Annotated in this window: 22 protein-coding genes; 9 read left to right on the top strand and 13 right to left on the bottom strand. The window is 68.8% G+C overall.

The window, feature by feature from the left end; all coding sequences use genetic code 11:
• Window positions 1–209: 209 nt before the first annotated feature.
• Window positions 210–674: a hypothetical protein gene (locus tag QRO95_RS19845; protein WP_014038879.1), complete on the bottom strand. Its 465-nt coding sequence runs from the start codon at window positions 672–674 to the stop codon at window positions 210–212.
• Window positions 675–860: 186 nt separating this feature from the next.
• On the opposite strand from QRO95_RS19845, the gene QRO95_RS19850 reads away from it, so the two are divergent.
• The 4 genes from QRO95_RS19850 (at window position 861) to QRO95_RS19865 (ending at window position 3,461) form a co-directional block, all read left to right on the top strand.
• Window positions 861–1,109 carry a hypothetical protein gene (locus QRO95_RS19850; protein ID WP_005420185.1) on the top strand — a complete coding sequence of 83 codons (249 nt, stop codon included), beginning with the start codon at window positions 861–863 and terminating at the stop codon, window positions 1,107–1,109.
• Window positions 1,110–1,232: 123 nt separating this feature from the next.
• Complete coding sequence (locus QRO95_RS19855) at window positions 1,233–2,150, top strand: bestrophin family protein (protein ID WP_188486630.1); 918 nt, start codon at window positions 1,233–1,235, stop codon at window positions 2,148–2,150.
• Between the two features lie 19 nt (window positions 2,151–2,169).
• A complete protein-coding gene (gene hemB / locus QRO95_RS19860) occupies window positions 2,170–3,159 on the top strand; it encodes a porphobilinogen synthase (protein ID WP_006400669.1) in 990 nt (329 codons plus the stop codon).
• Between the two features lie 32 nt (window positions 3,160–3,191).
• A complete protein-coding gene (locus tag QRO95_RS19865) occupies window positions 3,192–3,461 on the top strand; it encodes an SHOCT domain-containing protein (RefSeq protein ID WP_188486628.1) in 270 nt (89 codons plus the stop codon).
• A 140-nt stretch (window positions 3,462–3,601) separates the two neighbouring features.
• Here the strand turns inward: QRO95_RS19865 and QRO95_RS19870 are convergent, their stop codons facing one another.
• Window positions 3,602–4,474: a hypothetical protein gene (locus tag QRO95_RS19870; protein WP_285303288.1), complete on the bottom strand. Its 873-nt coding sequence runs from the start codon at window positions 4,472–4,474 to the stop codon at window positions 3,602–3,604.
• A 49-nt stretch (window positions 4,475–4,523) separates the two neighbouring features.
• Between QRO95_RS19870 and aroE the strand changes: the two genes are divergently transcribed.
• The 3 genes from aroE to dinG all read left to right on the top strand — a co-directional run bounded on the left by aroE (window position 4,524) and on the right by dinG (window position 7,995).
• On the top strand, window positions 4,524–5,369 hold the full coding sequence (gene aroE, locus QRO95_RS19875; RefSeq protein ID WP_032959067.1) for a shikimate dehydrogenase: 846 nt from the start codon (window positions 4,524–4,526) through the stop codon (window positions 5,367–5,369).
• Window positions 5,370–5,372: 3 nt separating this feature from the next.
• Window positions 5,373–5,726, top strand: coding sequence for a hypothetical protein (locus QRO95_RS19880; RefSeq protein ID WP_188486621.1), 354 nt, complete (start codon window positions 5,373–5,375; stop codon window positions 5,724–5,726).
• A gap of 166 nt (window positions 5,727–5,892) precedes the next feature.
• The gene (dinG, locus tag QRO95_RS19885) at window positions 5,893–7,995 is read left to right on the top strand and encodes an ATP-dependent DNA helicase DinG (protein WP_071228543.1); all 2,103 of its coding nucleotides are present in this window, start codon (window positions 5,893–5,895) and stop codon (window positions 7,993–7,995) included.
• Between the two features lie 37 nt (window positions 7,996–8,032).
• Here the strand turns inward: dinG and QRO95_RS19890 are convergent, their stop codons facing one another.
• The 3 genes from QRO95_RS19890 to ilvD all read right to left on the bottom strand — a co-directional run bounded on the left by QRO95_RS19890 (window position 8,033) and on the right by ilvD (window position 11,773).
• Complete coding sequence (locus QRO95_RS19890; RefSeq protein WP_285303290.1) at window positions 8,033–8,626, bottom strand: hypothetical protein; 594 nt, start codon at window positions 8,624–8,626, stop codon at window positions 8,033–8,035.
• Window positions 8,627–8,653: 27 nt separating this feature from the next.
• Window positions 8,654–9,826 carry a DUF418 domain-containing protein gene (locus QRO95_RS19895; RefSeq protein ID WP_285303291.1) on the bottom strand — a complete coding sequence of 391 codons (1,173 nt, stop codon included), beginning with the start codon at window positions 9,824–9,826 and terminating at the stop codon, window positions 8,654–8,656.
• Window positions 9,827–9,934: 108 nt separating this feature from the next.
• Entirely contained in the window at window positions 9,935–11,773 is a 1,839-nt protein-coding gene (gene ilvD, locus QRO95_RS19900; RefSeq protein WP_285303292.1) for a dihydroxy-acid dehydratase, read from the bottom strand.
• A 312-nt stretch (window positions 11,774–12,085) separates the two neighbouring features.
• On the opposite strand from ilvD, the gene QRO95_RS19905 reads away from it, so the two are divergent.
• Together QRO95_RS19905 and QRO95_RS19910 are read left to right on the top strand one after the other, a co-directional pair.
• Window positions 12,086–12,658: a DUF1190 domain-containing protein gene (locus QRO95_RS19905; protein WP_100441825.1), complete on the top strand. Its 573-nt coding sequence runs from the start codon at window positions 12,086–12,088 to the stop codon at window positions 12,656–12,658.
• A 7-nt stretch (window positions 12,659–12,665) separates the two neighbouring features.
• A complete protein-coding gene (locus tag QRO95_RS19910; protein WP_285303294.1) occupies window positions 12,666–13,844 on the top strand; it encodes a glutathionylspermidine synthase family protein in 1,179 nt (392 codons plus the stop codon).
• Window positions 13,845–14,136: 292 nt separating this feature from the next.
• Here the strand turns inward: QRO95_RS19910 and QRO95_RS19915 are convergent, their stop codons facing one another.
• The 8 genes from QRO95_RS19915 to mnmG form a co-directional block, all read right to left on the bottom strand.
• Entirely contained in the window at window positions 14,137–15,435 is a 1,299-nt protein-coding gene (locus tag QRO95_RS19915) for a DUF58 domain-containing protein (RefSeq protein ID WP_182266880.1), read from the bottom strand.
• The gene (locus QRO95_RS19920) at window positions 15,432–16,418 is read right to left on the bottom strand and encodes a MoxR family ATPase (protein ID WP_005411535.1); all 987 of its coding nucleotides are present in this window, start codon (window positions 16,416–16,418) and stop codon (window positions 15,432–15,434) included. Before QRO95_RS19920 ends, QRO95_RS19915 begins: the two co-directional genes overlap by 4 nt.
• Window positions 16,415–17,599 (bottom strand): DUF4350 domain-containing protein, encoded by a 1,185-nt coding sequence (locus QRO95_RS19925; RefSeq protein WP_032129116.1) that lies wholly within the window; start codon window positions 17,597–17,599, stop codon window positions 16,415–16,417. Before QRO95_RS19925 ends, QRO95_RS19920 begins: the two co-directional genes overlap by 4 nt.
• Window positions 17,596–19,212, bottom strand: coding sequence for a DUF4129 domain-containing protein (locus QRO95_RS19930; protein ID WP_182266879.1), 1,617 nt, complete (start codon window positions 19,210–19,212; stop codon window positions 17,596–17,598). The genes QRO95_RS19925 and QRO95_RS19930 overlap by 4 nt, the downstream gene beginning before the upstream one ends.
• Complete coding sequence (locus QRO95_RS19935) at window positions 19,202–20,194, bottom strand: stage II sporulation protein M (protein ID WP_032129115.1); 993 nt, start codon at window positions 20,192–20,194, stop codon at window positions 19,202–19,204. Before QRO95_RS19935 ends, QRO95_RS19930 begins: the two co-directional genes overlap by 11 nt.
• Window positions 20,191–20,880 (bottom strand): RDD family protein, encoded by a 690-nt coding sequence (locus QRO95_RS19940; protein ID WP_049400866.1) that lies wholly within the window; start codon window positions 20,878–20,880, stop codon window positions 20,191–20,193. Before QRO95_RS19940 ends, QRO95_RS19935 begins: the two co-directional genes overlap by 4 nt.
• Window positions 20,881–21,003: 123 nt before the next feature.
• A complete protein-coding gene (locus tag QRO95_RS19945; protein ID WP_032129113.1) occupies window positions 21,004–21,534 on the bottom strand; it encodes a gamma carbonic anhydrase family protein in 531 nt (176 codons plus the stop codon).
• Window positions 21,535–21,703: 169 nt separating this feature from the next.
• A partial coding sequence (gene mnmG / locus QRO95_RS19950) for a tRNA uridine-5-carboxymethylaminomethyl(34) synthesis enzyme MnmG (protein ID WP_285303295.1) occupies window positions 21,704–23,580 on the bottom strand: 1,877 nt, incomplete at its 5' end.

Genomic DNA, 23,580 nt, shown 5'->3' on the forward strand with positions numbered 1-23,580 from the left:
TGCCGGCCGCTGGCCGGCAATCGCCGTTGGTAGATGCCGACCTTGGTCGGCGCTGTGGGTTTCGTGCCAACCAAGGTTGGCACCTACCAGAACGATGCGTCGGTTGTTGCAGGGGTAGTGCCGGCCGCTGGCCGGCATTCCCTTGGCGCAGGAAGCATTCCTGAGGTTGCCGGCCAGCGGCCGGCACTACCGGCGTTGACCCGGGAGGGTCAACGCTGCGGCTGCGGCGTGATCACCTGCGTCGGCAGCCGTGCCGGGGGTGCCGGGTTCGGTACCCAGATCGCGACGCCGGCGGCGCGCTTCTGCGTGGTCGGAATACCAATGCCGACGCCACCGCCCACATGCGAGCCGAACGTGCCGGCGCCCACCGACATGCCGACCGGCGAGCCGCTGCTGCCCACGCCCATCAGCACCACGCCATTGGCGCCCAGTGCCGCTGCCTCACGCTTCAGGCGTGCCACTGCCGCATCGGTCTGGCCCTGCGTGCCGAAGCCCACGGCAGACGCCGATTCCAGCTGGGCGATTTCCTGGGAGCCGGCCGGCGGCGTCGAATAGATCTGCACCAGTGCCGGATCGATCGGCGCGCGGGCGCGCCCCAGCATGACCTTGGAAGTGCTGGCACAGCCGGCGGCGACCAGCAGGATGGCCGCCAACGCGGCCCAACGGATGTTCATGGCACGACCCCTGTAGGACTGGTTGCGATCATCGGCGGGCCACTCTGAATCGGCGCCAACACCCGGCCCAGAGCACGCACGGCAGCACGCTAGCACGCTGCCGGTGACAGCCCCGCCAACGGCAGTAGGCGGCGACCGCGGGAACGACTATGGTGGACAGACAGGAACCAACTGCGGGAGAGCGGAATGGGTGTGATCAGTCTGTTGTGGGGCGTACTGGCGCTGTTGTGGATGATCCTGGCGCTGATTCCGCTGCTGGGCTGGGGCAACTGGTTCCTGATCCCGTTCGCCGCTGTGGGCGCGGTGATCGCCGCGCTGGGCATCCTGTTCACCCACCCGACCAAGCGTGGCCGGGCCTGGGCCGGGCTGGTGCTGAACGGCATCGTGGTGGTGGTCGGCATCCTGCGCCTGGGCCTGGGTGGCGGCGTGATCTGAGCCGCGTCGCCGGGTGCGACAGGGCGTCGCAGGTACACGGCCGCGGGCCGGGCAGGGGCGTACAATGAACGGCTGCGCGAGCCCCCCGCGTGCCTGTGAATCCGCGCCCGGCGCGGCTGCCCCATGATCATCCGACCCCGTCCCCACGGCTGGCAACTGCTGTACATCCTGCGCGGCTCGATCGTCAAAGCGATCGCGCCCAAGGTGCTGGCCATCCTGATCCTGTCCATCGCGGTGGCCGCGGTGGTGGAACTGGCGCCGCCGACCGGCATCGAACGCGTGTCGGTCACGCCGTTCACCCTGCTTGGCCTGGTCCTGTCGATCTTCCTCAGCTTCCGCAACAGCGCCTGCTATGACCGCTGGTGGGAAGGCCGCAAGCTGTGGGGCCAGCTGGTCTATGAATCGCGTTCGCTGGCGCGCCAGGTCAACCTGCTGCTGGCCGATGACGCCGGTCGCCGCCGCCGCATCGCCTACCTCACCACCGCGTTCGCCCATGCCCTGGCCGGACGCCTGCGCGGTCGCATCGTGGCGCTGATGGCCCTGCCGTGGCTGGACAAGCGCCAGCGCGAACAACTCGGGCAGCGCGAGAACGTACCCGACGCGCTGCTCTCGATGATCGCTGCCGAGCTGGCCCAGGCGCTGCGCGCCGGCGAACTCGACCCGATCCTCTACACCCAGCTGGAAGAGCGCCTGCACGCGATGTCGTCGATCCAGGCCGGCTGCGAGCGCATTCTCACCACACCGCTGCCGTTCGCCTACACCCTGCTGCTGCACCGCTGCGCGTGGATGTTCTGCGTGCTGCTGCCGTTCGGCCTGGCCAGTTCGCTGGGCTGGGGCACGCCGGTGCTGTCGGCGGTGCTGGCCTATGCCTTCTTCGGTCTGGACCAGCTGGGCGAAGAAATGGAAGACCCGTTCGGCCTGGAGCCGAACGACCTGCCGCTGGACGCGCTGGTGCGCACGATCGAGATCGACCAGCTCGACGCGCTCGGCGAACGCCCCTTGCCCGAACCCCTGCTGCCGCAGGGTTACCTGTTGCAATAGCCACTCCTCGGAGCCTGCCATGTCCCACCCGCTTTACCGCCCGCGCCGCATGCGCCATGACGAGTTCTCGCGCCGCCTGATGCGCGAGAACACGCTGACCACCGACGACCTGATCTACCCGGTGTTCGTGCACGAACTGGCCGGCCGCACCGCAGTGCCGTCGATGCCGGGCGTGGAGCGTCTGTCCATCGAAGAGCTGCTGAAGGTGGCCGAAGAGGCGCTGGAGCTGGGTATTCCGGTGATCGACCTGTTCCCGGTGATCGACCCCTCGCTGAAGTCGCTGGACGCGTCGGCGGCGTGGGCCGAAGACGGCCTGGCGCAGCGTGCGATCCGCGCGCTGAAGTCGCGATTCCCGGAACTGGGGGTGATGACCGACGTGGCGCTGGACCCGTACACCACCCACGGCCAGGACGGCATCATCGACGACAAGGGCTATGTGCTGAACGACATCACTGTCGAGGCGCTGGTCAAGCAGTCGGTGTCGCACGCCGAGGCCGGTGTGGACATCGTCTCGCCGTCGGACATGATGGACGGCCGCATCGGCGCGATCCGCCGTGCGCTGGATGCCGACAACCACATCAACGTGCGCATCATGGCCTACTCGGCCAAGTACGCTTCGGCGTTTTATGGTCCGTTCCGTGATGCGGTGGGCAGCGCGGCCAGCCTCGGCAAGGCTGACAAGAAGACCTACCAGATGGATCCGGCCAACGGCGACGAGGCCCTGCGCGAGATCGCGCTGGACCTGGAAGAGGGCGCCGACATGGTGATGGTCAAGCCGGGCATGCCGTACCTGGACCTGGTGCGCCGGGTGAAGGAGACGTTCGGCGTGCCGACCTTCGCTTACCAGGTCAGTGGCGAGTACGCGATGATGAAGGCCGCCTTCGCCAATGGCTGGCTGGACGAACGCGCCTGCGTGCTGGAGTCGCTGCTGGGCTTCAAGCGTGCCGGTGCCGACGGTGTGCTGACCTATTTCGCGCCGCAGGTGGCGCGATGGCTGCGCGAGCGCTGACAATAGCGCCACGATAGACGGAGGAATACGCGATGGGACCCGAACTGGGATGGATGCAATGGTTGATCTGGGGCATCGGTACGCTGGTGTTCGGCGCCATCATCGTCGGTGTCTTCATCGCCGCCTGGCGGGCCGGCAAGCGCCCGCCGGAGCAGCTCTCCGCTGCTCGCCACGTGGCCCGTGAGCAGGCCCTGCCGGACAACGTGCAGGCCGAGCTGGCCGCGTTGAACCAGCGCAAGGACAACGGCCAGCTGAGCGAAGTGGAGTACGAGCAGCTGCGCGCCAAGGTGTTGTCGCGCTGACGGGCAATGCCCGGGGTCGGATCCCTTTCCGCAGGAAGGGGCTCTGACCCCTTCGCGGGCGCCATCCACGCATGGCGTGGATCTACTGGTAGCCGCCAACCTTGGTTGGCGCTTTCCCGCATGCCAACCAAGGTTGGCATCTACCGAGCGGCAGGCACGCACCCAGCCACCGCCGCCACCTTCGGCACCGCCAACCGGTACACATCCACGCCGCCGGCACGTGGGGCCTTCGCCGCGCTGCTGGCGACCATCATCTCGCCCGGCTTGGCGTTGTCGATCACCGGCGCGCCGGTCCAGCCGCCGGCCTGGTTGAACGACAGTCCCAACGGTTGCAGCGCCATGCCGCTCCACGCGCAGCCGCTGCTCCACACCTGCGCAGTCGCGCCGCTGCCGCGGCTGAACACCACGGCGCCGTCATGGCCCAGCCAGTCGCCGTCGGTCTCGTCGTCGGCGCTGTTCAAGGCGGTCAGTGTGGTGGACGGGCCGCGCAGGCCCTGCGCATCCAGCGTCGCCACGAACAGGTCCCAGCCGGCGCCACGGCCCTGCTGGCGGGCAAACAACAGCCGTTGGCCGTCCGCGCTCAGGGCCGGCCCGCGCTCTTCCCGGCGACCGCCATCACCGGCCAGCGGCTGCGCATGGCCCAGCTGGCCGTCGGCGGCCAATGCGGCGCGGTGCAGCGCCAGCGCGCCCTCGCGGCCGGCCGCGAACAGCAGCCAGCGGCCGTCACGGCTGAAGTAGGGATCGCGGGCCTCGCCAGCCACGCCCACCGGCAGCGCCTGTGCCTGCTGCCAGCGGCCATCGATCACGCGTGCCTGCCACAGGCCCCAGCCGGCCTCGCCACGGCGGGCGAAGACGATGCGCTGGCCATCGGCGCTGATCGTGGCGCGACCCTCGTCGGCGCGGGTCGAGACCACGCCCATGCCTTCGATGCCGTACTCGTTCAACGCCATCGCCACGGGGGCAGAGAGTAGACTGGCGGCGAGCACCAGCAGGGGCGGGGTGATGCGCATCATCCGGTTCCATGCACGAACAGAGCATCAGTCTAGCCAGCTTGAGGATTCCATGACCGACCGTTACGCCGTCTTCGGACACCCCGTTGCCCACTCGAAGTCGCCGCAGATCCATGCGACGTTCGGTCGCCAGGAAGGCATCGCCATCGACTACCGCGCGATCGACCTGGCCCCGGATGCGTTCCTGGCCGGCCTGGAGGCCTTCGCCGCCGAGGGCGGTGTCGGTGCCAACGTCACCCTGCCGCACAAGGAAGCCGCGTTCTCGGTGTGCACCACGCTGACCGCGCGCGCGCGCCGCGCCGGCTCGGTCAACACGCTGCTGCGCAAGGGCGACCGCTGGCACGGTGACACCACCGATGGCATCGGCCTGGTGCGCGACCTGACCGACCGCCACGGCCTGGACCTGCGCGGCCGTCGCGTGCTGATGATCGGTGCCGGTGGCTCGGCGCGCAGTGTCGCCCCGGCGCTGCTCGATGCCGGCATCACCGAACTGGTGGTGGTCAACCGCACCCCGGAACGTGCCGACGAACTGATCGATGCCATGGGTGAACCGGGCCGCGCGATCAGCCGCTACTGGGAAGACCTGCGCGACCTGGGCGACTTCGAGCTGATCGTCAACGCCACCTCCGCCGGCCGTGACCGCGACGTCGAGTTCAAGCTGCCGCTGTCGCTGGTCAATTCGATGACCACCGCCGTCGACCTGAACTACGGCGAGGCGGCCATCGCCTTCCTGGCCTGGGCCCGTGCGGCGCAGTGCCGCAATACCGTCGACGGCCTGGGCATGCTGGTCGAGCAGGCCGCCGAGAGCTTCCTGCAGTGGCACGGCGTGCGCCCGCAGACCGGCGAGGTCTACCAGTCGCTGCGGCAGGGTTCGGCGGTGCTGGCGGGCGAGGACTGATCGATGGACAGCACTGCCCTGATGGTGACCGTGCTGAGCATGGTCGGCGTGCGCCTGCCGGTGCTGATCGCGCTGTGCGTCGGCCTGGTCTGGGTGGTCGGTGCGCCGCGCGATGCCACCCGCACCGGCGCGCTGGTCGGCCTGCTGCTGTTGCTGCTGTCCAGCCTGGGCGGCCTGGCCGCGGGCATGCTGCCGATGTGGCTGGTCAGCAATGGCAACTTCAGCGCCATCTCGGGCATGAGCGCCATCCTGGGTGTGGTGCATTTCGCACTGGCGATGGTCGAGGCCATTGGCGTGGTCCTGCTGGTGTGGGCGCTGGTGCGCCTGCTGCGTACCCGTTCCATCCCGGCGTCCTGAGCGGTAGCGCCGGGCATGCCCGGCGTATCTCGCCCTGGAGCGGCGCGGGCTTCGGACCGTGGCCGCCGCCGAGCGTCGTCGCTGGCCCGTTCAGGGTGCCGGCAACGGTGAATGCGGCCGGCCATGCGACAATGACCGGCCCGATCCAGCCACGGTAATTCCCGGCGTGACCGAAACCGTCGCCGCTCCGCGCACGCTCGATGACACCTTGAAGGATGCAATCCGCAAGGCGTACACGACGCTGCAGGCCAATACGCCCGGATTTTCCACCCGCCGCTCGCAGAGCCAGATGATCGGCGTGGTGTCGCGCGCGCTGTCGAAAAGTGGCGGCGTCGGCGTGGTCGAGGCGCCCACCGGCGTTGGCAAGAGCCTGGGCTATCTCACCGCAGGCGTACCCATTGCGCTGGCCAGCAAGAAGAAGCTGGTGATCAGTACCGGTACCGTGGCGCTGCAGTCGCAGCTGGTCGAGCGCGATATCCCGAACTTCCTCAAGGCCACCGGCCTGGAAGCAACCGTCGCGCTGGCCAAGGGCCGTACCCGCTACCTGTGCACGCGCAATGCCGCCGAAGCGCAGGGCGAGGGATCGCAGGGCGGCATGTTCGAGGATGACGCGCCACTGTTCGACCGGCCGCTGGCGCCGATCGAGATGGACATCGCCAAGCGCCTGACCGACGCCTTCACCGGCGGCAGCTGGGACGGCGATATCGACAACGCACCGGAGACCATCAGCCCTGGCCTGCGCAGCCGCATCACCACGCCGGCTTCGGGCTGCGCGGGGCGCCGATGCGCGTACTCGGCGCAGTGCGCGGTGCTGCGCTCACGCAACACCGTGCGCGATGCGCAGATCGTGGTCACCAACCACGCGCTGCTGCTGTCGGCGCTGTCGATCGGCGACAGCGACAACGGCCAGCCGTTGATCGCGCCGCCGTCGGACATGCTGCTGGTGCTGGACGAAGGCCATCACATCGGCAACGTGGCGATCGACCAGGGTGCGGCCAGCCTGGCGCTGGACGAGATGGCCAAGCGCACCGGCCGCCTGCAGATCCTGATTGCCGGTGCCTACCGCGCGGTCGACAAGGATCGGCTGGGCAACCTGCTGCCGAACGAAGCGATCGAGGTCGCCAGCAACGTGGCCAAGCAGCTGCGTGCGTTCCGTGACCACGTCGAGCGGGTGTGGATGCCGGCGCCGGCGGACGAAGAGCCGATGTGGCGCGCGGCCAACGGGCGCCTGCCCGAGGCCTGGCGCGAGCCGATCGAGGCGCTGGCTGACGATACCCGCAGCCTCTACAACTGGGCGCACGCCGCCACCGCACAGGTAGCCAAGGGCAAGCCGGACGATGCCGCGCGCGAGCGCCTGCAGCGCAACCTGGGCATGGCGCTGGAGATGATCGAGCAGCAGTACAACCTGTGGCAGGCCTGGCGCCGCGAGGACAAGGACGGCGCGCCGCCGATGGCACGCTGGGTCACCGCCACCCGCGACGGCGACCTGGTGCTGCACGGCTCGCCGGTGTCGGCCGCGCACGTGCTGCGCAAGCTGCTGTGGGATGAAGTGGACTCGGTGGTGATGACCTCGGCGACGCTGACCGGCGGTGGCGACTTCCAGTCGCTGGCGATCGACAACGGTATTCCGGAAGAGGCCGAGATGGTTTCGCTGTCTTCGCCGTTCGACCTGCCCAACCAGGCCGAGCTGATCGTGCCGAAGTTCCCGGTCACGCCGGACGACCGCGAGGGCCACCCGCGTGAAGTGGCGCGCTATCTGGACACCGAACTGGACTGGGCCAAGGGTTCGATGGTGTTGTTCACCTCGCGCTGGAAGATGGAGAAGGTGGCCGGGCTGATGTCGGCCGCGCGCCGCAAGCAGGTGCTGGTGCAGGGCGAGATGTCCAAGACCCGCCTGATCGACGAGCACCTGCGGCGTGTGGCGGCAGGCGAGGGCTCGGTGCTGTTCGGCCTGAACTCGTTCGGCGAGGGCCTCGACCTGCCCGGTGAAGCCTGCACCACGGTGGTGATCACCCAGGTGCCGTTCGCGGTGCCGACCGACCCGCAGACCGCCACCCTCAGCGAGTGGTTCGAGGGGCGCGGGCTCAACGCGTTCAACCTGATCGCCATTCCGCATGCGCTGCGCACGCTGACCCAGTTCGCCGGCCGCCTGATCCGCACCTCCACCGACACCGGCCGCGTGGTCATTCTCGATTCGCGGCTGCTGACCCGCCGCTACGGCAAGCGCATCATCGACGCGCTGCCACCGTTCAAGCGCGTGATCGGCTGACGGCCAGAACGGAGCGCCGGGCCACGCCCGGCGGACACTAGGCTTCCGGGCAGGATTCGGAAGCCAGCGCGTAGGGTTGGTACATGCAGCGGATGAGGGCATCGACGATCTTCAACCGTGGCGGCCAAGGCGCCCTCTGCGCGCCATCCACGGCCTGCATCAGCGCCGACCCATCGTTGAGCCCGCTGCCCGCCGGCGGTGGCAGTGCAGCCAGTCGCGCGCGCATGCGGCGCAGTGCCGGCAGGTCGTCATCGAGAAACGCAATGGTGGCGTCGACGTACAGGTTCCATCCCTCCGGATCAGCGTTGCGGGGCCTGTAGGTCAGGCGCATCAAGGCGCTGGCGGGATCGCGCTGCCCTGCGTCGGCGCGTAGCTGCGCCTCATGCCAGGTCAGCTCGGTATGCCCGGCCGCCTTGGACTGTCGGCGGTAGGCGGCGAACAGGTCAGCGATCTCCAGCTGGCAGCCCGAGCGCTCGATCAGTGCGTCCCAGCCATCGCCAGGCCCGCGGTTGAACGCCTCGGGCGTCATCGCCTGCAGTCCGGCGTGATCGTCGAACCGGCAGTCGTCGGCCCGCGCCGGGGCGGAGGCGCCGGCCAGTGCCAGCAGCAGGACCACGCGGGAGAATTTCACGGGGGCTTCCTGTAGACCGCGCACACTCTAGCGCCGCAGCGGCAGCCATTGCCCTTCGCTGGCGCTGCGCCACAGCCATTCGACCGGCCCGAAGCGATGGCCACGCAGCCACCACGCGCTCGCCCACAGCTGCAGCGGGAACACCACCGCCGCCACCAGCAGCACCGGCCACAGCCCGTACTGCGGGCCGATACCCAGCCCGAAGCCGGCAAACAGCGGCACGCAGATCGCGCTTTGCAGCAGGTAGTTGCTCAGTGCCATGCGCCCGGCCGGCACGAACACGCGCAGCATGCGCTCGGCCCACGGGCGCAGATAGAGCAGGGTGAAGATCGCCGCCGCAGCAATGCCCAGTGCCAGCGGCGCAACGCGATAGGACACGCGCAGCAGATAGCCGGGCATGCCCGAACGCAGCGCCGGCCATGCCTGTTTGAGCGCATCGGCCTGGGCATCGATCCACAGGAATACCGCCGTCAGCAGCAGGCTGCCGATGGCGATCGAGCGCAGCAGCGGCAGATGCGCCTGCGGCTGCAGCAGCAGCCCGCGACGGCCGGCCCAGTAGCCCAGCAGGAAGCGGCCGAGCACGAAGAACAGCAGCGCCCAGTTGCTCAGCTTCAGCCATGCGGCCAGCTGCAGGTTGTGCCACCACGCCTGCGCCAGCGTGCCGTGCGCCAGAGCATCGAGCGCCATGGCGTTCATCTGCGCGCGCGGTGTGAGCAGGGCGACCCATTCGCGGATCCACGGCGACAGCAGCGGTGGCAGCAACAGGGCAATGAACACCCCGCTGAACAGCAGTGCGCGATCACCCAGGTGACGGAACAACGGCAGCAGCAGGCCCACCAGCGCATACACCAGCAGGATGTCACCCCACCACAGCAGTATCGAATGCAGCAGGCCGATCACCAGCAGCACGCCCATGCGGCGCAGGTGCGCAGCCATGCTGCCCTGCGCATTGCCATCCATCTGCATCGCCACGCCCATGCCGAACAGCAGCGAGAACAGGGTGATCGCCTTCATGTCCACCAGCCATTCCATGCCGGTACGGATGGTGTGGTCGAGTGCCGCGCTGGGCAGCGCCTGCTGCGCGGCCTCGGTCATCAACGCATCGAGCGAGAAGAAGCGCAGGTTGACCAGGAATACGCCGAGCAGCGCGAACCCACGCAGGGCATCGAGGAGGGGTTGGCGCGGCGGGCGATGGGTCATGCCGCGCAGCGTACCGGATCGGTAGCGCCGGCCGCTGGCCGGCAACCTCATTGACGTGCAGACGCATTGTGCAGATGCCGGCCAGCGGCCGGCACTACCGCACGGGGATCAATCGCCGAGCAGCGCGGTGTTGCGTACGGCGCCCTTGTCGGCGCTGGTGGCCAGCAGTGCGTAAGCCTTCAGCGCACTGGTGACCTTGCGCGGGCGCGGTGCGCGCGGTTTCCAGCCGCGCGCATCGGCGTCGGCGCGACGCTGGGCCAGTGCGGCTTCATCCAGCAGCAGGTCGATGCGGCGGGCCGGGATGTCGATGCGGATGCGGTCGCCGTTTTCCACCAGGCCGATGACACCGCCGCTGGCGGCTTCCGGCGAGACGTGGCCGATTGACAGGCCCGAGGTGCCGCCGGAGAAACGGCCATCGGTGAGCAGCGCACATTGCTTGCCCAGCCCCTTCGACTTCAGGTAACTGGTCGGATACAGCATCTCCTGCATGCCGGGACCGCCCTTTGGGCCTTCGTAGCGGATCACCACCACGTCGCCCGGCTGCACTTCGTCGGCGAGGATGCCGGCGACGGCGGCGTCCTGGCTTTCGTAGACGCGCGCGGGGCCCTCGAACACGTGGATCGATTCGTCCACGCCGGCGGTCTTCACCACGCAGCCATCGACGGCCAGGTTGCCGCGCAGCACGGCGAGGCCGCCTTCCAGTGAGTACGCGTGCTGCAGCGAACGGATGCAGCCCTCGGCGCGGTCCACGTCCAGTGTCGGCCAGCGCGTGGCCTGGCTGAAGGCCTCCTGGGTGGGAATACCGGCCGGGCCGGCCTTGAAGAAGGTGTGCAGGGTGTCGTTGTCACTGCGCACCACGTCCCAGCGTTCCAGCGCTTCGGCCAGGCTGGCGCTGTGCACGGTCGGCACCGTGGCATCGAGCAGGCCGGCGCGGTCCAGTTCACCGAGAATGCCGAACACGCCGCCGGCACGGTGCACGTCCTCGATGTGGTACTTCGGCGTGTTCGGCGCCACCTTGCACAGCTGCGGCACGCGCCGCGACAGCGCGTCGATGTGGGTCAGGTCGAAGTCGACCTCCGCTTCCTGTGCTGCGGCCAGCAGGTGCAGGATGGTGTTGGTGGAGCCGCCCATGGCGATGTCCAGGGTCATCGCATTGGCGAACGCGGCCTGGGTGGCGATGCCGCGCGGCAGCGCGCTGGGATCTTCGCCGCCATACCAGCGGTGGCAGAGCTCAACGATCAGGCGGCCGGCACGGCGGAACAGTGCCTCGCGGTCGGCGTGGGTGGCCAGCGTGGTGCCGTTGCCGGGCAGCGACAGGCCCAGCGCTTCGGTCAGGCAGTTCATCGAGTTGGCGGTGAACATGCCCGAGCAGGAACCGCAGGTGGGGCAGGCGCTGCGCTCGAACGCGGCAACCTTCTCATCGGAGGCGCTGTCATCGGCAGCCACCACCATCGCATCGACCAGGTCCAGCTTGTGCTCGGACAGCTTGGTCTTGCCCGCTTCCATCGGCCCGCCGGAGACGAACACCACCGGGATGTTCAGGCGCAGCGCGGCCATCAGCATGCCGGGGGTGATCTTGTCGCAGTTGCTGATGCACACCAGCGCGTCGGCGCAGTGCGCGTTGACCATGTATTCCACGGCGTCGGCGATGATCTCGCGGCTGGGCAGCGAATACAGCATGCCGTCGTGGCCCATCGCGATGCCGTCGTCCACGGCGATGGTGTTGAATTCCTTGGCGACGCCGCCGACCTGCTCGATCTCGCGCGCGACCAGCTGGCCGAGGTCCTTCAGGTGCACGTGGCCGGGCACGAACTGGGTGAAGGAGTTGGCGATGGCGATGATCGGCTTGTGGAAGTCGCCGTCCTTCATGCCGGTGGCACGCCACAGGGCGCGGGCGCCGGCCATGTTGCGACCGGCGGTGGAGGTGCGGGAGCGGTATTCAGGCATGGCTGGCGGAACGGGCGGGCCGTACAACGTGGGGGTCGCCCGATCATGGCCAATTTTTTCGGTTGCTGCTGCAACCACCCGTTTTCGGTAGATGCCGACCTTGGTCGGCGCCGTGCCGTGTGTGCCAACCAAGGTTGGCGCCTGCCAGAGCGGTGCGCCGCCCGGGGTCGGATCCCATCGCGGCGCGATGGGCTCTGACCCCAATGCCCGACGAAAATGAAAGTCCGTTCATCTTTCGGACTTTGCCGATTCCGGTTGCTGGTCCGGATTTGGCATCATTGGGGCATTGATCCGTCGACAAGGCATGAGGCCATGAAACGTTCCCGCACCACTGCGCTGCTGCTGATGAGCGCCGCGCCGCTGCTGTTCACCGCCTGCCAGAAGGAGCCGGAGGTGAAGGTGCAGGAAGGCCTGTACACCTCGGTCGAGTCCTGCACCGAGGCCACCGGCGATCCGTCGTCGTGCCGCAACGCCTTCGCCGAAGCGCAGAAGCAGGCTGCCGATGCGGCGCCGAAGTACGCCAGCAAGGAAGCCTGCGAGAAGGACTACAAGCCGGAACAGTGCGTGCAGCAGCACACCTCGGCCGGTACCTCGTTCATCGGCCCGATGATGATGGGCTTCTTCATGTCGCAGATGCTGAGCAACCGCGGCGGCCTGGCCCCGCAGGCGCCGGCGGCGTCGCCGGCCTACCAGGACAAGAGCGCCGGTTGGGCGCGCCCGGCCCCGGGCGGCAGCGGTGGCCTCAACACCGCCAGCGGCATCGGCGCAGGCAAGGCCGGCCTGGCCCCGGTCACCAGTGAACCGAACCGTGCGGTCACGGCCAGCCGTGGTGGCTTCGGCAACAGCAGCGAACGCCGCAGCACCAGCGGCAGCTACGGCGGCTGACCGACCCATGCAGCGCATCCGGATTGCCGAGCGTGCCCAGTGGCGGGCACGCGCGGATGAAGCGGGTTTCCGCTTCCACACCATCGACGGTCAGCCGTATTGGGATGAAAGCGCGTACTACGCCTTCACCCTGCGCCAGATCGAGCAGGACATCGAAGACCCCAGCGCCGAGCTGCACCAGATGGCGCTGGACCTGGTCGGTGATGTCATCGGCAGCGAACGGTTGATGGACCAGTTGGCGATTCCGTCGCACTACCGCGACTGGATCGCCGACAGCTGGCGCCAGCGCCAGCCGCATCTGTACGGTCGCCTGGATCTGGCCTACGACGGCACCGGCCCGGCCAAACTGTACGAGTTGAACTACGACACGCCGACCTCGCTGTTCGAGGCCAGCTTCTTCCAGTGGCAGTGGCTGGAAGACCAGCGCAACGCCGGTCGTCTGCCGCAGCACGCTGACCAGTTCAATGCGATCCATGAGGCGCTGGTCGAACGCTTCGGCGAACTGGCCACGCAGCTGCCTCCGCCGCTGTATTTCAGCGCCGTGGGCAGTTCGGAAGAGGACCGTGGCACCGTCGACTACCTGCGCGACTGTGCATCGCAGGCCGGCCTGCATGGCCAGGCCATCGCCATCGAGGATATCGGCCTGTCCGAGGACGGCCGCTTCACCGCGCTGGATGATTCGGTGATCGGCACGCTGTTCAAGCTGTATCCGCTGGAAGACCTGATGGCCGAAGAGTTCGGCCGCGCGCTGCCCGGTTCGGGCGTGCAGCTGCTGGAGCCGGCGTGGAAAGCGGTGCTGAGCAACAAGGGCATCCTGCCGCTGCTGTGGCAGCGCAACGTGGGTCATCCGAATCTGCTGGAAGCGCATTTCGATGACGGCAGCACGCTGGCGTCGGGCTGGGTGCGCAAGCCGCTGTTCTCGCGCGAAGGTGCCAACATCGAGATGCACCTGGCCGATGGCAGTACCCAGCGCAGCGACGGTCCCTACGATGGCCCGGCGATCATCCAGCGCGCCCATCCGCTGACCCACTTCGAAGGCGGCTATCCGCTGATCGGCAGCTGGGTGGTCGGTGACCACGCCTGCGGCATCGGCATCCGCGAGGACGACAGCGCGATCACCCGCGACAGTGCGCGCTTCGTACCGCACGCGATCGTTGATGAGGCGCCGACGCGGATCTACGTCTGATGGCGGTGCGGCGCCCCCGGGCCGGCGTGGGCAACCATCGCCCGTCGTAGAACAACCGCTGTGGGTAGTGGCCGACCTTGGTCGGCGCCGTTGATTCCGTGCCAAGCAAGGTTGGCACCTACCAGAGCGGTGCGTCGGTTGTTGCAGGGGTAGTGGCCGACCTTGGTCGGCGCCGTGGGATTCGTGCCAACCAAGGTTGGCACCTACCAGAGCGATGCGTCGGTTGTTGCATGGGTAGTGCCGGCCGCTGGCCGGCAACCGTTGTTGGCTCCCACCAGATCGATCGCTGGTATCAGAGCAGCCCTTCGCGCTTCACCGCCAGGTAGCGTTCCACCAGCGCACCGGGCAGGGCATCGGCGGTTACGTCCAGCACCATCACCTTCTCGCTGCGCAGCGCCTCATGCGCCTTCGCGCGCTGCTGCAGGTACAGCGCCGCTGCACCGGCCTGGGTGGCGTCTTCCAGTGTCTGCACTTCGCTGTCCAGCACGCCGTCCAGCTCACGCTCGCGCAGGCTGGCCACGCATACCAGGTGGCGCTGCTGCAGCAGGCGCACCGCCGCCAGCAGGTCTTCGATGTCTTCGTCGCGCACATTGCTGACCAGCATCACCAGCGCACGCCGGCGCTGGCGCAGCGACACTTCGGTGGCGGCGGCCAGGTAGTCGGTGGCCACCGCGCGTGGCTGCAGGTCGTAGCTGGCGCGCAGCAGGTGCTCGACGGTGCCCATGCCGCGCTGCGGCGCCACCCAACGGCGCTCGCCACCGGTGGCGAACAGGCCGGCGGCGTCGCCCTGGCGCAACGCCAGGTAAGCCACCACCAGCGAGGCGTTCAAGGCATGGTCGAAGTGCGAGAGCCCGCCTTCGCTGGCCAGCATGCGCCGACCGCTGTCGAGCATCAGCAGCAGCTGCTGGTTCTTCTCGTCCTGGTATTCGCGCGAGATCAGCTTGCGCGCACGCGCGGTGGCCTTCCAGTCGAGCTGGCGCAGGCTGTCGCCGATGCGGTACTCGCGCATCTGGTGGAAGTCGGTGCCTTCACCGCGGCGGCGCTTCACGTGTGCACCGACCAGCCGCGAGGCCTGGTCGGCACTGAACAGGGCAAAGCGGGTGAGCGGCACGAAGTTCGGATAGACCCGCACGTCCAGTGCGGGCGGCAGCGTGCGTTGCTGCCACCACAGCCGCCACGGTGAACGCATGCGCAGGTGCACGCCTTCGAAGCGGAAATGCCCACGCTGCAGCGGCTGCAGGTGGTAGTGGAGGGTGGAAGCACTGCCCGCCTGCAGGCGCACGCGCTGCGGCAGTGATTCCAGCGGCCAGCCGCCGGGCACCAGGTCGAACACCTGCACCGTCATCGATTGTTCGGCCTGCAGTCGCAGTGCAGCCTCGCGGCGCACGCCCAGTGCCAGCGCTTCGGGCAGTTCGCGCTGCACCTGCGGCGACGGACGCCGCCACTGGCGCCACAGATCCATCAGCGCCGGCACGGCAATCGCCAGCGCCGCCAGCGCCCAGCTCCAGCGCGGCAGCACGCCGCCCAGCACCAGGCCGCCCAGCGCGGCCCAGGCCAGCAGCAACAGCAGCAGCAGCGGTGCTGGTCTCATCGACGCGGCGCTTCCACCTTGGCCAGCAGTGCGCCCAGCACGTCGTCGGCGTCCTGGCCTTCGATCTGCAGTTCCGGTGCCAGCGCGATGCGATGGCGCAGCGCAGGGCGCGCGATGTCGCGCACATCATCCGGAGTGACGAAATCACGACCGGCCAGCACCGCCTGCGCGCGCGAGGCACGCACCAGCGCGATGCTGCCACGCGGGCCAGCGCCGACCGCGATACCCGGCCACTGCCTTGTGGCCGCCACAATCCGCACCGCGTAGTCGATCACTTCGTCGTCGACGGTGATCGCCGCAGTGGCGCGCTGCAGTTCCAGCAGCTCACCAGCACCGAGCACGCGTGGCACCTGGCTCAGGTCGAAATCGCTGGCGGCGCGGCCGCTGGTGATCGCGGTCACCATGCGCTTCTCGTCCTCCAGCTGCGGGTAGTCGATCAGCACCTTCAGCAGGAAGCGGTCCAGCTGTGCTTCCGGCAGCGGGTAGGTGCCTTCCTGCTCCAGCGGGTTCTGCGTGGCCAGCGCCATGAACGGCGGCGCCAGGGTGAAGGCCTTGCCTTCGATGGTCACCTGGCCTTCCTGCATCACTTCCAGCAGCGCCGACTGGGTCTTGGCGGGTGCACGGTTGATCTCGTCGGCCAGCAGCAGGTTGGTGAACACCGGGCCGCGGCGGATCTTGAAGCTCTCGCTCTTCGGGTCGTACACCGCGTGGCCGCTGACGTCGCTGGGCATCAGGTCGGGGGTGAACTGTACACGCCCGTAATCCAGCTCCAGGGCCTGTGCCAGTGCGCGCACCAGCAGGGTCTTGCCCAGCCCGGGCACGCCCTCGATCAGCACGTGACCACCGGCAAGCAGCGCCACCAGGATCTGGTCCAGCACATCGGCCTGGCCGATGAAGGCGTGGCCGACGGCATCGCGGATGGCATCGACGCGTTCGATCAGGCGGGCGTTGGCGGCCGCCGGCAGCTCGGGGACTTCGGTCATAGCAGGGATCTCATCTGGAGCAGCAAGCGGATGCGCTCGCGCAGGGCGGAGGAATCGTGCGGCGGTGGGGGCGTGAGTGCGCTGGCGACGCGGCCCTGCGGCCACTTCAGCAGCTCGGCGATGGCCTGATCGCGCGGCGCACCATCCAATGCGGCGGCAATCGGTGCGCGCAGGCGCAGGCGGTGCAGGAACAGGGCGAGCACGGCCTCGTACAGGCGTATGTCGTGACCGAAGCGCAGCAGCAGTTCGCCACTGGCACGCACGTGCTCCAGCAGTGAACGACGTTCCAGCACCGGCGACGGCAGCAGGCTGCCGAAGCGCTGCGAACGGCCCCACAGCCAGCCCAGCAGGGCCAGCAGCAACGGCACCCACAACGGCCAGCCCTGATAGAACATGCGCGACCACAGCGACGGCGGGCGGCTGGCATAGACCAGCCAGACCGCACCCTTGCCATAGTTCGGATCGAGCAGGTAGCGGGTCAGGTCGCGATGCGACGCGTCGTGCAGGCCGTCGCTGGCCCCGCCACCTGCCGACGCCAGGCGCGCTGCCGGTGAGTCCACTTCGCTGCGCATGAACTCCATGTCGGCCAGCACGCTCACTCTGCCCTGGCCGTGGCGCAGGCGCGCGAACACCAGGTCGCGATCAGTGCCCCAGCGGCGTTCGGCCTGCGCACTGGCGGCAAAGCCCAGGGTGAAGCGGCGGCCACCACAGAATTCGACGTGGCCCGGATCGTCGTCGACATGGAAGGCCTGGCAGTCGCTGCGCTGGAACAGGCTGTCTACGCCCAGCCGGTCCAGCAGGGGGCCCTGTGTGCTGCCGGCATCGTCCTCGGCCGCCGGCGGTGTACGTACCAGCAGGTGACCACCCCCGTCGACCCAGTCCAGCAGTGCGCTGGCGACGGGCGGCGGCAGTTCGCTGCTGTCCTGCAGCAGCACCACCGTGTCGTGGCGCCCCAGCGTCATCTGCTGCAACTCCAGCCGCGGTCGCGAATGCACGTCGATGCCATCGGCGCGCAGGGCCTGGCCGAGCACGTACAGCGGGTTGTAGGCGGCCTCGCCCTGTGGCGGCAGCCGGATCGTCTCGGTCACCCGTTCGTGCGTGCGCAGGTAGAGGATGGTCAGCGGCACACCGAGCAGCACCAGCAAGCCCAGCAGCAGCGACCAGAACAGGCGCGGACTCATGCCTGCCATCCGTACTGCTGGCGCAGGGTATCGGCCAATGCATCGAAATCGGCGCGGCTGGGCAGGCGGCCACCGTAGGCGGCGTACTGCCACATGCGCACGATGCGCGCGAACAGGTCACGGTCGCTGGCCTGGGGCATGCGTCGCGATGCGCGCAGGCATTGCGCTTCGGTGGCACCGGGTGGAAGCGCGATACCGCTGCGCTCGCCCACCGTGCGCACGCTGGCGCGGTACAGCAGGGCCAGCGCCTGCCGCGGCCGGCCCTGGTCCCAGAGCAGGCCGGCCTGGGTGGCCACGTCCGGCGGCAGCACCACCGGCAACTCCACCTGCTCCTCCAGCACCTTCGGTGCAGCGTCGGCCTTGCGCCGGCCACTGCCACGCAGCCACGGCAGCCACAGCCGCGCGGTCAGCAGCAGCACCAGCAGCAGGATGCCGAGCAGGCCCCACAGGCCCCATTCGGCCAGCCGTGCCAGCCAGGCGATGCCGTCCTTGCGCGCCTTGCGTTCACCTTTGCTGTTGGTGTCACGCTGCAGCTGCTTGTCTTCCTTCTTTTTTTCCTCGGCCTGCTCGATCGGCTTCCAGCGGGTGACCTGGCGGGTCGGGCGCTGCAGCGGGTCTTCATAGGCGCGGTTCACTGCCTGACGAAAACCGGCGGTGTCCACCGGCGCTGTACCGAAGATCATTGCCGGCGTATTGGAGGGGTCGTTGGCCGCGGTGGCCGGTTCTTCCGCACTGTCTTCGTCCTCTTCGGCATCGCCGGCCTGCTCCGCGACCGTCTGCGCGTCCTGCGCATGCACCGGTGCGGACACCAGCGGCAGTGCCAGCCACAGCAGCAGCGCCAGCGTCGATGCTGCCGGCAGCAGCCGCTCGCGCAGGCGGCGCAGGGCGATTTCGACGTCCCAGGCTTCCATCTGCGTTCGACGGTTCAGGTACAGGCCAAAGCCCGCACCGACGAAGAACGGGCCGATCAGCACCGAGGCCAGCCAGCACGCCAGGTTGAAGCCCAGCCGTGCCCATGCCGGCGTGTCCTTGCCAATCATGTCCCACGCCGCACGCCACGATTCGGACATCAGCTCCAGTGGCATGAACATGAACACCGCACCGATCGCGCCGGATACCAACACGGCTTCGAACGCCAGGCAGGTCACCGTCAGTACCAGTTCCGCGCCCGCTGCGCCGGCTGCCACCGCACGACGGCGTGGGCCGCGCTGGCCCGGTGTGTTGCCTTCCAGCAGGTTCACCGGCAGGCACAGGCTGCGCAGCACGCTGAAGCGGCGCCAGCCCAGGTAGCCCCAGAAGCCGCTGTTGCCCCAGTGGCGCTGCGCGCGCAGCGCGGCCAGCGTGCCGACCGGCTCACCGAAAATGCCGCGCGACAGCACGTACAGCGGCGCGCGTTCGAACAGCGGCTTGCACCACCACATCGCCAGCCAGGCCCAGCCGAAGGCATCCAGCCACCAGCCCAGCGCGTTGAAGATCACGAACAGCGGTGCACTGGCCAGCAGCCAGCTGCCCCACAGCGCACGCGCGTGACGGCGGGACAGGGCGGTGCCCAGCTCCATCGCTTCCCAGCCACTGCGGGCGCGCAGCGCCACGTCCAGGCGGTCAATGCGCATGGCCGCCTCCACGTCCGCCGCGCCACAGCCACAGCAGCACGCCGGCCCACAACACACCGGCCACGCTGAACTTGCCCCACGCCGGTACTTCGGCAAGCGAGGACCAGAAGGCTTCGATGAAGGCGGCCACCAGCAGCATGAAGGCGACGCCGAGGCACAGCCGTGCGCCGATGCGGCCGCCTTCGACCAGTGCATCCAGGCGGCTGCGCCGGCCGGGTGCCAGCAGCTTCATGCCCAGCTGCAGACCGGCACCGCCGGCGATCACGATCGCGGTCAGCTCGAAGGCACCGTGGCCGACCACGAAGCGCCAGAACGGGTCGCCATGGCCGATGTGCTGCAGGTGACCGGCCACCGAACCGATGATCACGCCGTTGAACAACAGCACCAGCAGCGTGCCCAGCCCAGCCAGCAGCCCGCTGGCGAAGGTGCGCAGGGCGATGCTGATGTTGTTCATGATGTAGTGGCCGAACATCATCCAGTCGGTGCCGCTGTCACGCCCCAGGCGCTCGGCGGCGGGATCGTACATGCGCTCCATCTCGGCGATCTGGCGGTTGTCCATCAGCATGTGGATCAGGTCCGGATAGACCTGCACCAGCACGAAGCAGGCCACCGCCGGCAGCGCGAACATCGCCAGCGCCACCCACATGCTGCGCGCCTGGCTGCGCACCAGCAGCGGGAAATCGGCCACCAGGAACTCCAGGGCACCGCGCCAGCGCGTCGGCGGCGTGCGGTACAGCACGCTGTGGCCCTGCTGCATGAGCTGCTGCAGGCGCTGCACCAGCTGCGGGCTGTAGCCGCGTTCGCGGGCCAGCGCCAGTTGCTGGCACAGCCGCCGGTAGCGCTGCGGGAAGGTGGTGTCATCCAGTGCCAGGCCGCTGGCCTTGCGGCGCGTGCGGCGTGAGGCACCAGCACGCAGCAGCAGCCACTGCTCCAGGTCCTGCCATTCCTGCTGGTAGCGGGCGACGAACTGTTCCTGCTTCATCGCCGCCCCAGCAGCCAGTTGGCCATCGCATACAGGCGCAGCACCCCGACCTGGCCATGGGTGCCGGTCAGTGGCTCGGCAATACCGGCCAGCTCCTGCTGGCGCGCCGCGGACAACCGTGGCGCGCGCTCGGCGAAGGCCATCAACGCAGCCTGTTCCTCTGGTCGCAGGGGCTGCGGCGGGGCCAGCACGCTGTCGATGGTCGGCGGCGGTGGCAGGTACAGCGCGGGTGCGTGCACCACCACGGTGCCCGCCACCAGGTCGCCAAGGCGGCGGCCATGCGGATCGAACAGGCTGCTGATCAGGCCCAGCGCATAGCCGAACGGCAGCATGTCCACCGTGCGCAGCAGGTTGCGGGTGATCGCCGCCATCCAGCCTACCGGCGCGCCATCGCGGGACAGCACGCGCAGCCCCAGCGCACGCTTGCCCAGCGTGCGCCCCCACAACGCTTCGCAGACGATCGGGTAGGCCCAGTAGACCAGGAACATCAGCACCAGGTAGAGGCCGGAGCCGAACTTGTCCAGCAGCGCCAGCGGAATGGACACCAGCACCAGTGCCGCGATGCGCACGCCAAGATCGACCAGCCAGGCCATCGCCCGCGGTACCGGGCCGGCGGCAGGCAACTGCAGCGGCACACCCTCCGGCGTCACCACCTCGCGGTAGGTATCGAGCATCGGTGCGGCCATCAGCGCGATGGCCTTCGTTGTGGGCGCCGGAGTCCTCTCCGGCGGGCAGCCACAGGCATGGGGGTCTCGACAGGTCCTGGTCGGGCCAAGACTTTAGCAGAGCCGCATGGCAGCGTCGGGGGCTCAGCCCCGGTATTCGTCCTTCAGCCGCACGTAGTGGTCGGCCGAGTAATGCAGCGCCTCGATCTCCTTGTCACTGAGCGTGCGTGCCGGTCGTGCAGGGTTGCCGACCCACAGCTCGCCTTCGCCCACCACCTTGCCGGGGCCGATCACCGCACCGGCGCCGACGAAGCCATGGCGCTCCACGCGGGCGCCATCGAGGATGCAGGCGCCCATGCCGATCAGGCTGTAATCGCCGATCGTGCAGGCATGGATGATGCAGCCGTGGCCAACGGTCACGCCTTCGCCGATCAGGGTCGGGTAGCCGGCCTTGTTGTACGGGCTGTGGTGGCTGACGTGGATGATGGTGCCGTCCTGCACGTTGGTGCGTGCACCGATACGCACATGGTTGACGTCGCCGCGGATGACCGTGCCCGGCCATACCGACACGTCATCGGCCAGCTCCACGTCGCCGATGATGGTGCAGGCCGGATCGATGTACACGCGTTCGCCGAGGACGGGCATCTTGTCGCGGAAGGGGCGCAGCGGGTTCATCGAAGTCTCCGGAAATCAGGGCGTTCACGACGATGATACGCGCTCGGCCAATGGCGACCCCGCCGACACCTGCAACTGCCGGGATGCTTCATGCATCCGTGTCGACCAAGGTCGACACCTACCAGAGCTGGTAGCGCCGGGCCATGCCCGGCGAGCGAAGCGGTGTGCGTTACGCCACGCGTCCCCGGCGTGCGCGCTCCAGGTGCACCAGCAGCAGCGAGATCGCTGCCGGGGTCATGCCCGGAATGCGCTGTGCCTGGCCGATGGTCTGCGGGCGTACGCGCTCCAGCTTCTGCAGCGCTTCGGCCGACAGCCCGCGCACCGTCGCGTAGTCGAAGGCTTCGGCGATCGGCGTGGCTTCATGCCGCTGCTGGCGCTCGATCTCCTCGCGCTGGCGGTCCAGGTAGCCGGCGTACTTCACGCCGATCTCCACCTGCTCGGCCACCTTGGCGTCGGTCACGGCCGGGCCCAGCGATGGCACCTGCATCAGCTGCGCGTAATCCAGCTCGGGGCGCTTGATCAGGTCCAGCACGTTGGTTTCGCGACTGACCGCCACGCCCAGCGTGTCCTGCACCTCGCGGCCCAGCGCATTGGCCGGGGTTGCCCACAGTGCGCCCAGGCGTGCGCGCTCGGCGGCGACCGCGGCCTGCTTGGTCTCGAACGCGTTCCAGCGGCGGTCATCCACCAGGCCCATTTCGCGGCCGGCCGGGGTCAGGCGCTGGTCGGCATTGTCCTCGCGCAGCTGCAGGCGGTACTCGGCGCGGCTGGTGAACATGCGGTACGGCTCGTTGGTGCCGTGGGTGATCAGGTCATCCACCAGCACGCCCAGGTACGCCTCGTCGCGGCGCGGGCACCAGCTGTCCAGCCCGCGCACCTGGCGCGCGGCGTTGAGGCCGGCCAGCAGGCCCTGCGCGGCGGCCTCCTCATAGCCGGTGGTGCCGTTGATCTGGCCGGCGAAGAACAGGCCGTTGACCAGCTTGGTTTCCAGCGAGGCCTTCAGCCCGCGTGGATCGAAGAAGTCGTACTCGATCGCGTAGCCGGGGCGGGTGATGTGAGCGTTCTCGAAGCCGCGGATGCTGCGCACCATCTCCAGCTGCACGTCGAACGGCAGCGAGGTGGAAATGCCGTTGGGGTAGATCTCGACGATGCCCAGGCCTTCGGGTTCGACGAAGATCTGGTGGCTGGCCTTCTCGGCGAAGCGCACCACCTTGTCCTCGATGGACGGGCAGTAGCGGGGGCCGATGCCTTCGATCTGGCCGCTGTACAGCGGTGAGCGGTGCAGCGCATCGCGGATGATCTGGTGGGTCTGTTCCGTGGTGTGGGTGATCCAGCAGCTGACCTGCTGCGGATGCTCGTCCACCGAGCCGAGGAAGGACATCACCGGGCGCGGCGAGTCGCCGGGCTGCTCATCCATCACGCTGTAGTCCAGCGAGCGGCCGTCGATGCGCGGCGGCGTGCCGGTCTTCAGGCGGTCCACCTGGAACGGACGCTCGCGCAGGCGCGCGGCCAGCGTGGTGGCCGGCGGGTCGCCCATGCGGCCGGCGGCGTACTGGGTCGGGCCGACATGGATCTTGCCGGCCAGGAACGTGCCAGCGGTCAGCACCACGGCCTCGGCATCGAAGCGCAGCCCGGTCTGGGTAATGACCCCGCGTACGGCGTCGCCTTCAATGACCAGGTCGTCCACGGCGGCCTGGAACACGGTCAGGTTGGCCTGGCCTTCGACGATGGCGCGGATCGCCATGCGGTAGAGGTTGCGGTCGGCCTGGCAGCGGGTGGCGCGCACGGCCGGGCCCTTGGACGCGTTGAGGGTGCGCCACTGGATGCCGGCCCGGTCGGCGGCATGCGCCATCGCACCGCCGAGGGCGTCGATTTCCTTGACCAGGTGGCCCTTGCCGATGCCGCCGATGGCCGGGTTGCAGCTCATCGCGCCCACCGTCTCGATGTTGTGGGTCAGCAGCAGGGTGCGCACGCCGGTGCGGGCCGCGGCCAGCGCGGCTTCGGTGCCGGCGTGGCCACCGCCGATGACGATGACGTCGTAACGATGGA

The sequence above is a fragment of the Stenotrophomonas maltophilia group sp. Smal13 genome (assembly GCF_030236855.1).
Taxonomy (GTDB): domain Bacteria; phylum Pseudomonadota; class Gammaproteobacteria; order Xanthomonadales; family Xanthomonadaceae; genus Stenotrophomonas; species Stenotrophomonas maltophilia_A.